At 69.9% G+C, this 12,316-nt stretch carries 11 protein-coding genes; 6 read left to right on the top strand and 5 right to left on the bottom strand.

Annotation, left to right across the window (positions count from 1 at the left end; translation table 11 throughout):
- Positions 1-596 precede the first annotated feature (596 nt).
- Positions 597-851, bottom strand: a complete 255-nt coding sequence (locus tag ABZU91_RS32445) for a hypothetical protein (RefSeq protein WP_355249034.1) — start codon at positions 849-851, stop codon at positions 597-599.
- A gap of 371 nt (positions 852-1,222) precedes the next feature.
- Here ABZU91_RS32445 and trpS point away from each other — a divergent pair, with 371 nt between their 5' ends.
- The 4 genes from trpS to ABZU91_RS32465 all read left to right on the top strand — a co-directional run bounded on the left by trpS (position 1,223) and on the right by ABZU91_RS32465 (position 4,627).
- A complete protein-coding gene (gene trpS, locus ABZU91_RS32450; protein WP_355249037.1) occupies positions 1,223-2,281 on the top strand; it encodes a tryptophan--tRNA ligase in 1,059 nt (352 codons plus the stop codon).
- A 129-nt stretch (positions 2,282-2,410) separates the two neighbouring features.
- Positions 2,411-2,752: a YciI family protein gene (locus ABZU91_RS32455; protein WP_355249059.1), complete on the top strand. Its 342-nt coding sequence runs from the start codon at positions 2,411-2,413 to the stop codon at positions 2,750-2,752.
- A 5-nt stretch (positions 2,753-2,757) separates the two neighbouring features.
- Positions 2,758-4,008 (top strand): sigma-70 family RNA polymerase sigma factor, encoded by a 1,251-nt coding sequence (locus ABZU91_RS32460; protein WP_355249062.1) that lies wholly within the window; start codon positions 2,758-2,760, stop codon positions 4,006-4,008.
- A 28-nt stretch (positions 4,009-4,036) separates the two neighbouring features.
- The gene (locus tag ABZU91_RS32465; protein WP_355249040.1) at positions 4,037-4,627 is read left to right on the top strand and encodes an HAD family phosphatase; all 591 of its coding nucleotides are present in this window, start codon (positions 4,037-4,039) and stop codon (positions 4,625-4,627) included.
- 4 nt (positions 4,628-4,631) lie between these two features.
- Here ABZU91_RS32465 and ABZU91_RS32470 read toward each other — a convergent pair whose 3' ends face one another.
- The 4 genes from ABZU91_RS32470 to ABZU91_RS32485 form a co-directional block, all read right to left on the bottom strand.
- The gene (locus tag ABZU91_RS32470; RefSeq protein ID WP_355249042.1) at positions 4,632-5,603 is read right to left on the bottom strand and encodes an NADP-dependent oxidoreductase; all 972 of its coding nucleotides are present in this window, start codon (positions 5,601-5,603) and stop codon (positions 4,632-4,634) included.
- 173 nt (positions 5,604-5,776) lie between these two features.
- Entirely contained in the window at positions 5,777-6,844 is a 1,068-nt protein-coding gene (locus ABZU91_RS32475; RefSeq protein ID WP_355249045.1) for a DUF916 domain-containing protein, read from the bottom strand.
- A 92-nt stretch (positions 6,845-6,936) separates the two neighbouring features.
- Positions 6,937-8,910: an FN3 domain-containing metallophosphoesterase family protein gene (locus ABZU91_RS32480; protein WP_355249048.1), complete on the bottom strand. Its 1,974-nt coding sequence runs from the start codon at positions 8,908-8,910 to the stop codon at positions 6,937-6,939.
- A gap of 144 nt (positions 8,911-9,054) precedes the next feature.
- Complete coding sequence (locus tag ABZU91_RS32485) at positions 9,055-10,272, bottom strand: HupE/UreJ family protein (protein WP_355249050.1); 1,218 nt, start codon at positions 10,270-10,272, stop codon at positions 9,055-9,057.
- Between the two features lie 184 nt (positions 10,273-10,456).
- Here ABZU91_RS32485 and ABZU91_RS32490 point away from each other — a divergent pair, with 184 nt between their 5' ends.
- Positions 10,457-11,119: a hypothetical protein gene (locus ABZU91_RS32490; RefSeq protein WP_355249053.1), complete on the top strand. Its 663-nt coding sequence runs from the start codon at positions 10,457-10,459 to the stop codon at positions 11,117-11,119.
- Between the two features lie 364 nt (positions 11,120-11,483).
- Positions 11,484-12,316 (top strand): non-reducing end alpha-L-arabinofuranosidase family hydrolase (locus ABZU91_RS32495; protein ID WP_355249056.1); only part of this gene is annotated, 833 nt, incomplete at its 3' end.

Below are 12,316 nucleotides of genomic sequence, written 5' to 3' on the forward strand. Positions count from 1 at the left end.
AGCAGGCTGCCAGTCCGGGGTATAAATCATAATTGGCACTGGCTTTACAAGCACCCTGTTGAGTTCTCAAAGAACAACCACACACCGATCAGAAGACCCAACCAGTGGGCCCCCATCCCGGGGCTTTTCGTACCGTGTCCCCGTCGCTCTCGCGCCGGGCACTTTTACTACGTTACCTCACCGTCTCGGCCGTGTCAAACCGGCGTGTCCCGGTCTGTCATGCTTCGTGCGGGTTGGTCCCGGCGCACTCACGCAGCAGCGAACCGCTGCGTCAGGTCGTCGGATTTGGCAGGCCGGCCGCTGCGGTGTCCCGCAGTCGCGCCCGGTTCCCTGCCGGTCGTGAACCTTACCCGGTCGGTTCCGCTGCACCAAATCCACCGCCTGGCAGATCCGGCGAGCCCCGCCCGAAACCGTGTCCCGCAGGAGCGAACCCCTGCCTGACCCGGTTGCCAGACCGGTTCGGTTCTTTCAGGACTTCGTCCCGTTTGCCCCGTTCCGCGCTGGCAGAGAGAAAGTTACGCGTCCGCGGGTTTGATCGTCAAATCGGCTGGTGGCGTCCCGCGTCACACTTCGACCTGGGGTGGCAGTTCCGCAGTTCAGCGCGTTTCGCTCCGGCGTGCGATCAGCCAGCCACGGATTCCAAGGACACCGACGGTCGTGCCGATGGCCAGGGACGCGGCGATCAGCAGCGCGTGCACCCACAGGAAGGCCGTCGGCGCACCCTCCCCCACCGTGCCGGATAGCCATGCACGCGGGTCCTGCCAGATGGCGACTGCGAACCTCGGCCAGATCACCCAGGTCCAGATTCCTACCCCGACCAGGAAGGCGGACCACCCTCGCGACAACACCATGACTGCCGAGTATGTCAGCGGCGGTGCTGGTCACCGCTCCGGACGCCGACCGCGACCACCGGTCGGACGTCGCCGGGCACACCGGAGCCGCGGGTAGTGTGAGGTCGTGGTCCGGACGGGCAGCTGCGTACCGGAGGCGGTCGATGTGATCGACGGCCTTCCGCGTGGTGTCGTGCCTGTGTTCCCGACCAGCTCCGGCGACGGCCGTGAGCAACTTCTGGACGTACTCCGTGCCGGTGGCCTGCGGTACCGCGCCGGCGCGCGATGGCGGACGGCTCGCTGAGCCCTGTTCTCCGCTGACCGAGGGCGGTTCCGCCCCCTCGGCGCGCGCCCACGCGTGACCCATCCTGCCGCACGAAAGGCACATCGCCATGTCCGTCGCACGCATGCTCACCGGCGACCGGCCCACCGGCCGCCTGCACCTCGGTCACTACGTTGGCAGCATCGCCAATCGGGTACGGCTGCACCAGCGCTACGAGAGCTTCTTCATCATCGCCGACCTGCACATGCTCACGACCCGCAACCGGCGGGAGGACATCGATCAGGTCTCCCGCAACGCCCGCGAGATGGTGACCGACATCCTCGCCGCCGGCGTCGACCCGACACGGGCCACCTTCTACCTCCAGTCGGCGATCCCCGAGGTCGGCGACCTGAACACCCTCCTGCAGAACCTGGTGACCGTGCCCCGACTGGAACGGGTGCCGTCGCTCAAGGACATGGCGCGCAACGCCGGCAAGGAGGAGATGCCGTACGGACTGCTGGGTTACCCGGTGCTCCAGGCCGCGGACATCCTCTGCGTGAAGGGTGAGGTGGTCCCGGTCGGCCGGGACAACGCCGCCCACGTCGAGGTGACCCGGGAGATCGCCCGGCGGTTCAACCACCTGTACGGCGAGGTCTTCCCGGTGCCCGAGCTGATCCCGGCGGAGACGCCGAGCCTGGTCGGCACCGACGGCGCAGCCAAGATGAGCAAGAGCCGGGGCAACACGATCACCCTCTCCGACGATCCGGCGACGGTACGTCGGAAGGTCCTGGGCATGTACACCGACCCCAATCGCGTACGGGCTGACGTGCCGGGAACGGTGGAGGGGAACCCGGTCTTCGCGTACCACGAGGTGTTCAACCCGGACCGGAACGAGGTGGCCGACCTGGCGCGGCGTTACCGGGCCGGCCAGGTGGGCGATGTGGAGGTCAAGGAACGCCTGGTTGTCGCATTGGAGACGTTCCTGACGCCGATCCGGGAGCGCCGTGCCGAGATAGCGGCCGATCGTGGGCTGGTCGATCGCCTGGTCGTGGAGGGCACCGAGCGGACCCGCGTGGAGGTCCGCCGGACCCTCGTCGAGGTACGGCGGGCGATGGGGCTGACCGGCGCGTACCAGCAGATGCGACGGCGTGCCGAGCGGACCCGGCACCGGACGGACGTCCCTGCCTGACGCGGACGCCGCCAGGGACCGGACGCCCCGCGAAAGCGTCCGGACGCCGTGTCGATATCCCCGGACCTCGTTCGTCGTCATGCTGTGCGGCGACACCACCGCACCGAGAGGAGCCGACACGTGAAGTACATGCTGCTGTTCATGAGCCCCGCGAACGACGAGGCCGGCAACGGGTGCACCTTCGAGGACTGGGTCCGCTACGACCGGGAGATGAAGGACGCGGGGATCTGGGTCTCCGGGCACCCGTTGCAGGACCTGACCACCTGCACGACGGTGCAGGTGGGCCCGGACGGTGAACGCACGATCACCGACGGGCCGTTCGCCGAGACCCGCGAGGTGCTCGGCGGGTACGACATCATCGACGTACCCGATCTCGACGTCGCGCTGGATTGGGCGGCCCGCAGCCCCGGCGCCATCGGCAACGGGTCGGTGCAGGTACGGCCGGTCGCCGAGATCGAGGTCGAGGTCTGATCGTGGTGGACACGGGTGCGGCAGCCGGCTCGGTGGAGGCGGTGTTCCGGGAGGAACACGGCCGGCTGCTCGCCTCGCTCGTACACCGGTTCGGCGACCTCGACCTGGCCGAGGAGGTCGCCTCCGAGGCGATCGAGGCGGCGCTGGTGCACTGGCCGGTCGACGGCGTCCCGAGCCGGCCGGCCGCCTGGCTGCTCACCACGGCCCGCCGCCGCGCCGTCGACCGGTTGCGTCGGGACCGGGTGCTGGCCACCCGGCTGGCCGTACTCCGGGCGGAGGCCGAGCGATCCGACCCTGCGCCGCCGGCCGACGCCGACCCGGACCTGCCCGACGACCGCCTCGCGCTCTTCTTCACCTGCGCCCATCCGGCCCTGCCCGCACAGGATCGCGGGGCGCTCACCCTGCGCTTCCTCGCCGGGCTCACCACGGCCGAGGTGGCCCGGGCCTTCCTGGTGCCGCACGCCACCATGGCCCAGCGACTCGTCCGGGCCAAACGGAAGATCCGCGAGGCGCGCATCCCGTTCCGGGTGCCCGGCGTCGACGAGCTGCCCGCGCGTCTGCCCACGGTGCTCCAGGCCGTCTACTCGATCTTCACCGAGGGGTACGCCGCCAGTTCCGGCCCCGATCTCCAGCGGACCGACCTCGCCGAGGAGGCCGTCCGGCTGGCCCGGATCCTGCGCCGGCTGCTGCCCGCTCAGCGGGAGGTCGCGGGTCTGCTGGGACTACTGCTGCTGGTGCACGCCCGACGTGCCGCACGGACCGGCCCGGACGGCGCCGTGGTCCTCCTCGACGACCAGGACCGCGGACGGTGGGACCACGCGATGATCGACGAGGGGCGCGCGCTGGTGGTGGCCGCGCTGAGGGGCCCGGCGCCCGGGCCGTACGCCGTGCAGGCCGCCATCGCCGCGCTGCACGACGAGGCACCGGATGTGGCCAGCACCGACTGGCCCCAGGTGGTGGCGCTGTACGACGTTCTGCTCCGCATGGTGCCCTCACCGGTCGTGGCGCTGAACCGGGCCGCCGCAGTGGCCATGCGGGACGGGCCGGACGCGGGGCTCGCGCTGCTGGACGGGTTGGCCGACGATCCGCGGCTGCGTGGCTACCACCTCTATCCGGCGACCAGGGCGGACCTGCTGCGCCGGCTCGGACGCCTCGACGAGGCCGCAGCGGCGTACCGCGACGCGCTGACGCTGGTCGGCACCGAGCCGGAACGGGAGCACCTACGCCGTCGGCTGGCCTCCGTCACCGGCGACTGAACAGAAGCGGCCGCTGTACCCTTCCCCGGTGACTCTGCCTCTGCCACCCGGTGACTTCGCCGCGTACCTGTTCGACTGCGACGGCACCATCGTCGACTCGATGCCGCTGCACTACGTGGCCTGGCAGCGGGCGCTCGACGAGTGGGGCTGCGAGTTCCCGGAAGATCTCTTCTACGCGTGGGGTGGCCGGCCGACCGCCGACATCATCGTCGCGTTGAACGAGCGGCACGGGTTGGCGATGCCGGTGGCGACCGTCGTCGAGAACCGCGAGCGCATCTACCAGGAGTTGCTGCCGCAGGTCACCGCCGTGCCCGAGGTGGTGGCGCACATCCACGAGGCGCATCGGCGCGTGCCGTTCGCCGTCGTCTCGGGGAGCACCCGCGCCGCGGTCACCGCCTCGCTGGAGGCGCTGGACCTGCTGGACCGGTTCGACGTGCTGGTGTGCGCCGAGGACTACACGCGGGCCAAGCCCGACCCGGAGGCGTTCCTGATCGCGGCACGGCAGCTCGGCGTACCCCCGGAGTCCTGCCTGGTCTTCGAGGACACCGACCTGGGCATCCAGGCCGCGACGGCGGCCGGCATGGCGTCGGTACGCGTGCCGCAGCAGCGCGCCGGCTGACGTCTCAGGCGATCGTCAGTAGCAGCTTGCCCAGGTAGGACGTCTCCAGGCGCTTGTGCGCCTCCCGTACCTTGCCCAGCGGAAACGTCTCGGCGACGTGCACCACGAACGGCCCGGCCTGGATGAGCTCGTTGAGGCGCCGCAACTGTTCACGGTTGGCCACACCGTCGTACGCCCGGACCGACACACCGGACCGTTCACGCGGTTCCGGCTGCACCCCGTGGGCGTACGCGACGACGCCGCCGTCGGACAGCGTCTCGGTGAGCCTGTCCAGCGTCTTTCCGCCGGCCATCGCCAGGATGCCGCTCACCCCCTGTGGGGCAGCGTCCCGGATCGTCGAGAGCACCTCGGCGGGGTCGGCGTGGCCGTCGAGCGACACGTCGGCGCCGAGCCGGGTCACCAGCGCGACCCCGTCGCTGCCGGAGGCCACCGCGATCACGTTGAGGCCCTGTCGCTTGGCCAACTGCACGGCCAGGTGGCCCTGCCCACCGCTCGCACCGAAGATCAACAGCCAGGCGCCCGTCGGCAGGCTGAGGGTGTCCAGCCCGGCCAGCGCCGTCAGCGCGTCGGTGGACATCGCACCGGCGTGCTCGGCGGGCAGACCGTCGGGCAGCTTCGCGACGTACTCGGCCTTGACGGCCGCGTACTCGGCGTAGAAGCCGCCCTTCGGACGGTTGGTGGCGGCGACGTAGACCAGGTCACCCACCGCGAGGTCGGTCACCTGGCTGCCGGCCGCGATGACGGTTCCGGCGCCGTCCGATCCGGGCACGATCGGAAACTCGGTGCCCTCGGGGACCAGCACGCCCTGCCGCTCGTAGACGTCCCACACGCCCACACCGGCGCTCAGGACCTTGATCAGCACCTCGTCGGCGGCGGCCTCGGGCACCGGGAGTTTCCGCAGAGTGATCACCTCCGGCCCGCCGAACTCGTCCAGGGCCGCAGCCTGCATCCGCTCTGGCACGTCCGCGTCAACCATGGGGGCTTCCTCTCCGGGCCGGCGTCACCGTCGCAGCATGCCGGCTCACGAGCGGTCCCGACCCGGTGCTGAACGTCGTTCACCCACAAGGGCGACCGGCCACGGTACCGGCGGGTGCGGTCGCCGGCCCGCGCGATCGCCTCCGCGTCGCGCGGCGAGCCACCTCCGTGCGGTCAGGACGTCTTCGGCTCCCGGCCGCCGAGGGCCTGCGCGACAGCGTCGCGCACCCGGGCGTCCTCGCCCGCCTTGCGCCTCGTCCGGGCACGGCGGCGGTACTGGTACGCCCCGACGACAGCGGCGATCAGCAGGACGAGCACGAGGAGGAACATCCACGGCAGGGCCCAGCCGTGGGCGGTCACTTCGACCGCCTTGAGTGCGGTGGTGGATCCCGACGCGTCGGTGAGCAGCGGAGTGACGGTGGCGGTCGCCGCGAGCCGGACGGCGGGCGTCACATCGCGTACCGGCACCGTGACGTCCCAGCTCTCGCCGGGAAGCAGTTGCGGCGGCGCGGCGATGTCAGCGGCCCGGGCGCGCAGGATGCCGAACGGGCCCGACACCGACACCGACTGCTTCCCGGAGAGGGCGGCGTTACCGGTGTTGTGGATCGTGTAGGAGACCGTCGCGTCGCCCTTGGCGAGCGGGTTCGCCGGCCCGTCGTACGTGACGTGGAGGTTCTCGACGGCGAGGTTCGGCTTCAGCTCGCCGCCCACCCGCAACGTGATCCGGATGCCGAGGCGGCGGTCGACGTTGATGCCCTCGGCCTGGTCGGCCTGGGTCAGCGTGGTGAGGATGCCGCCGACGTGGTCGCCGGGCGTGGCGTTGGCCGGAACGGTGACCGTGAAGGGAACCTGTGCCGTCCTGCCGGGCTGGATCACGACGCTGCCGGCGCTCGGCTTGACCCAGGCGCCGACCGCCACGGACTTCTTGTCCCTGGTGAGCAGGTCGAGTTGCCCCGCGTCGGTGGTGAAGCCGTCGGCGGCGTACACGGCGAGCGTCAGGGGCGCCGGGCCGCGGTTGGCCACCACCATGGCGTCCTCGACGGTCCCGCCCGGGTTGACGTTGTAGCTGTAGCTCGACCGGGCTTCGCCGTAGCTGTTCGAGGCCGTCCGGACCGTCCAGGCGACGTTGCCGTCGGCCGCCAGGGCGGGGCCGCCGCCGACGCCGGCCGCCGCGACGACGGCGAGCAGGGACAGCACGGTCGTACGAAGGAGTGTCTTCCAGCGCGTTACGGACGGTCGCATCTCGGGGTCCTCGAAGTGATCTTGATGGTGGGTGAACCGGTGGCGGGGCAGGCCCCGGAAGGTGCCTGCCCCGCCTGGTGGAACAGGTTCGATCAGCTGCTCAGGGCAGTGATCGTGAGCGTGGTGCGGTAGCTGCCCTTCGCGATGCTGTCCGGGATCTTCAGATCCAGGTCGGCGCCGAGCTTGGCGCCGCCCCGGGGGTGACCCTGCACAGCCGCGCCCAGACCGCTGGAGACCGAGAGGCCCTTGCCCTGGTCGTCGAGGGACGGCAGGACCGGAGCGCCGGCCTCCGCGCCCGCGCCGGCGTCGAGGACGTACGGGGTCCAGCCCAGGTACGAGCCGGAGAACGTCTTGTCGGCGTCGGAGAAGTCACCGACGCTGGCCGAGATCGACCACGGGGCGAGCGAGCGGCGGCTGTCCGACACGAGGATTGGGTTGATCTTGCCGGTCGCCTCGAAGTAGGTGCCGTTGCGCTCCTGCGCCGTACCCAGGTCGACCAGGCCGTTGTAGCCGTCGATCGTCCAGCCGAACTCACCCGGGGCCGGGTTGGGCACGTTGACCTGGATGGCCTGGCCGTCACCGTGGTACGGGTGCACCGTCACCTTGTCGGTGACCGAGCCGACCGGTTGGCCGTCCGGGGTGTTGACGCAGGAGAGGCCCTTCTCGACGGCCGCGTTCGGGGCCGCGCAGGTGCCGCTGCGGACGTTCGCCAGGACCAACTTGTCGCCGCGCACCTGCACCTTGACGTAGCTGCGGACGTGCTCCTGGTTCTGTGACGAGTTGTACCAGTACTTGTCCGGGTCCAGCGGGTCCGGGCCGTTGCCCCGGATGCCGGTGCCGCTGTCGTCGGGCTTCTTGATGTCGTAGTACTTCGAACCGGACGCCGAGTTGGCCGTCACGTAGATGACTCCACCCGGGCCGGGGTAGACCTCGGGAGCGCCGGGCTTCTCCGCCGGGTTCTCCTTCTGGCCGTTCTTGATCGAGTAGCTGCGCGAGTAGCTGTGGTCGTGCCCCTGCAGCACCATGTCGACGCCGAGGTTGGAGAACGCCGTGGTGAAGTCCTCGCGCCGCTGCTTGTTGTCGCTGTCGGTCGCGTGGCTGGCCGGGGAGTAGATGGAGTGGTGGTAGACCAGCACCTTCCACTTGGCCTCGGAGCCGTGCTTCTTGATGACGTCGGTGACGTACGCGACGTGCGCGGCGTCGCCGCCGGCCGAGCCGTCCGCCGGGTTGGCGTAGCTGTTGCTGTTCAGGTCGATGAACAGCACGTCCTTGTGGATGAACCAGTAGTCGCCACCGGACCGGGTCGCCTGGTCGCCGTTGTAGTACTGGGCCGAGCGGTCGGTGTTCGGGGTGAAGTGGTGCTGCTCGTAGGACTTGCCGCCGACGTCGTGGTTGCCGATGGTGGCGACGAGGGGGATCTGACGCAGCTGGTCGGGGGCCAGGAACGAGGTCCACTGACCCTCGTCGTTGGCGCTCTCCACGTGGTCGCCGGCCGAGACCAGCAGCTCGGCGTCCGGGTTGGCCCCGGTGGCGACCTTCAGGGTCTCCTCCCAGCCGGCCTGGTCCTTGAGCCGGTCACCGGACGAGCCGATCTGCGGGTCACCGAAGAACAGGAAGTCGTAGTCGCCCTCGAAGTCCTGCGTCTTGAAGGCGTACGCCGGGGACCAGCTTCCCTCGGCGCCGACCCGGTACGAGTACGCCGTGTTCTCGCGCAGGTTGCTGATCGTCGCGTGGCGGTTGAAGCCGGTGGTGGACGTGTTCGCGGCGCCGACGGCGTCGAAGCTGACCGCGGTGGCCGGGAACTCGCCGTTGACGATCTCGGCGGTCGGGGCGAGCTGGATCTTCTGGGCGGTGTCGGTCGAGGAGTACCAGGACACGATGCGCTGGGTCTCGTTGGCACCGACGCCGAGGACGATGCCGGACACGGTGGTGGGGTCGGCGGCGCTGGCGGCGGTCAGCAGACCGCTGCCGAGGGCCGCGCCCACTCCCAGGAATCCGGCCACGACCCCGGCGACAACGCGCCGCCGCACGAGCCCGGGGGCCCGTGTCGAGGTGCTCAATGTCATCGACATTGTTCCCTTTTCGAATAGAAAAATGAATTGCTCTTCGCCCGAGGGTGGGGAAGTCGGTCCAAACCTTTCGCCGACCGGTGAACCCCTCATTAACGCGATCTTGCGAAGGGCTGCACGTCTTGAACTGGTTAGCCGTACTCAGGACCCCACGACACGCTGGAAAAACCAGATCAGCCCCATGATGGACACCGCCGCGGAAACCGCACCGGTCACCCAGAGAGCCGCTTTCGGCGCACGACGGCGCAGCACGAACAGCAGCGGGAAGACGGCGGCGACAATCGCCAACTGGACAACCTCGATACCGACGTTGAACACCAGCAGCGACCACAGCAGCGTCCACGACCACGCCTCGTCGATGCCCAGCGCGCCCGCGAAGCCCAACCCGTGCACGAGGCCGAAGCAGAAGACGACACCGAGGCGGATCCAGCCCCGGCGATCCAGACTCAGGTGACCTCGCCCGGCCGTCTCGAGGTCGGTCGCGTGGTCACCGCGCCGCCAGATCCCCCACAGATGCCAGCCGGCCACGACGGCGATCGACAGCGCGATGACCGGCTCCACGACCCGCGAGGGCACGTCGACCAGGCCGAGGGCCGCGAGCAGGAACGTCACCGAGTGCGCCAGCGTGAAGCTGGTGGCCGCGAGCACGATCTCCCGCAGACGCCGCGACCCGGCGATGAGCGCCAGCAGGAACAGGATGTGGTCGATGCCGGACAGCAGGTGCTCGGCGCCCAGCAGGAAGAACTCGCCGAACCGCTGGTAGGCGCTCTGCGCGGTCGAGAACGAGGGGTTGGCGGCGTCGAGCGCGGCACTACCCGACCGGCCGTCGATCTCGTAGGTGACGATCGTCTTGGTGTCCTTGACGTACGCCTCCCCGTCCGGGAAGAGACCGCTGCGCACCTCGTGCTCTGCCACCCGCTCCGGGCAGGTCCAGTCGAGCAGCAGGTCCGCGTACGGCACACCGTCGCGGGCGCCGATCGTCGCGTCACGCACCTGGGTCGGCCGGCAGGCCGCACCTCGCGCGGTCACCGAGAGGCGGTCGGTGACGTAGCGCAGGACCGTCGGCGCGTGGGCCTTCAGCGCGGCGGCCTGCGCCGTCGAGTCACCCGCCTCGAAGGCGGCGTTCCCGGCCTGGAAGAGCGGATCATCGTCACCGGAGTCGGCAGCCGACACCACCAGAAGGTCGTATTCGAGCTCCAATTCGGAGCGGATGTGACCCTCGTCTCCGGCGGAGATTTTGGCGTAGACGGTCGACGAAAATCCGTGCGCGAACGCCGCGCCCCCGCCGAGAAACGGAAGCAGGGTCACCGCAAATACGACAACGGCGACGACAACGGTACGGCGGATGTGGCCCAGCATGCGGTTCCCCTCGGTTGGCGAGTGCACGCTGCACCGCTCGGGTAAACGCCAACCCGCCCCCCGACGAACCGACGGAGAACAAATACCCGGGGCGACCGCCCACGGATCGCGGCCCGCCGGATCTGGGATAGGAATACGGGACGTACGCGCACCTGCCCGTCACCATCGGAGAAGGACGATCATCTTGCGCCCCCCGCTTCGGGCCGTCGCCCTACTGGCCGCGACCGCTGTCCTCCTCGCCGGCTGCGGCTCCGGCGACGACTGGTCCCAACCGCACCCCACGCCCAGCGCCGTCGGCGCGCTCCGCCCGGGATTCGTCGACGACTCCGCGAAGCCCGCGCCGGAGGCGACCATCACGCCGAAGCCCGGATCGTGGGCCGACGTGCACCCGTCGAAGGACTACCGGGTGGTGTTGCTGACCGCCGGCGAGGACGCGCCGACCAAGGCCCTCGTGGCGGCGGTACGGGGCTGGGCCGACGACGAGCACGTCGACCTGCGCACGATCGTGGTCGACGACCCGCTCGACGCCGTCGCGAGCGTCAGCAAGGCGATCGGGATGAACGCGGACCTCATCGTCAGCGCGGGCAACGAGCTGATCGACCCCCTCGCGTTGGTCACACCGAACCACCTGGACGCGAAGTTCCTGGTGATCGGCGCGGAGTTGGCCGAGCCCACCCACAACGTCACCGCCGTCGACTGGGAGGGGGCGTCGTTCCGCGGCGAAGGGCTCGGCATGTCCTCGTCGTACGACGCGGGCTCGTTCACGGCCGAGCGCTGCGCGGCCGCCATCAGGGCGGGCGTGGCCGCCGTGCTCAACGACCTGACCGGCATCGTGGTCTGGCTCTGACCCGCCCACCCAGGGTGTCGATCCGGCCGTACCTCGTCCACGCGTCGACCAGCACCGGCGTCGTCATGCTCGTATGCGACGGAGTGATCGGGCGATGTTATCGATAACAGAGCAGGGTCGTCATCACCCGCTCTTTCGCCTGCTCGGCCCACGGTGGTCCGTGCGTCCGCCGTGCTCACCCGACACCCCCGGGCGACCACAGAAGCCCTGCTGGGAGCGCTGAAGATTTCGATTGCCAGCTTTCAAGACATCGAGGTTGATGGTTTGGGAGCGCTCCCGTAACATACCGGACGCGGCTGTTAACGCTCACCTAACAATCACTCCCACGAATGTGGAGGCCGCCGTCCCGTCAGGAGGGTGCTCGATGACCATATTCAGACCGACCAATATCGGGGTTGTCTCGGCCGGTGTCGCGTTACTGGCGTCGGCCACGGTCGCCGTGGCACTGCCGGCGGGCGCGGCGGCGGCGGGCTGCTCGGTGAACTACGCCGTGTCGTCCGAGTGGCCGGGTGGCTTCGGCGCCAACGTGACGATCACGAACCTCGGTGATCCGGTGAGCAGTTGGACGTTGACGTGGTCCTACGGCGCCGGCCAGACGATCACCCAGTCGTGGAACACCACGCTGACGCAGAGCGGGGCGGCGGTGACCGCGCGGAACGTGAGCTACAACGGCTCGATCGCGACCAACGGCACCGCCTCGTTCGGATTCAACGGCTCCTACACGGGCAGCAACCCGGCTCCGACCAGCTTCGCTCTCAACGGAGTGACCTGCGACGGCGGCACCACGCCAACCACGCCGCCGCCCACGACGCCTCCGCCGACGACCCCGCCGCCCACCACGCCACCGCCCACGACCCCGCCGCCGACGACCCCGCCGCCCACCACGCCACCGCCCACGACCCCGCCGCCGACCACGTGCAGCCTGCCGTCGTCGTACCGGTGGTCGTCGACCGGCGCCCTCGCGCAGCCCAAGTCGGGCTGGGTCTCGCTCAAGGACTTCACCGTCGCGCCCTACAACGGCCGGCAACTCGTCTACGCGACCACGCACAACACCGGCACGTCGTGGGGCTCGATGAACTTCGGCCTGTTCACCAACTGGTCTGAGATGGCCTCCGCCAGCCAGAACACCATGAACAGCGGCACGGTCGCACCGACCCTGTTCTACTTCGCACCCCGCAACATCTGGGTCCTGGCCTA

Origin of the sequence: Micromonospora sp. NPDC005174, assembly GCF_040608495.1 — a bacterium.
Classification (GTDB): Bacteria; Actinomycetota; Actinomycetes; order Mycobacteriales; family Micromonosporaceae; genus Micromonospora.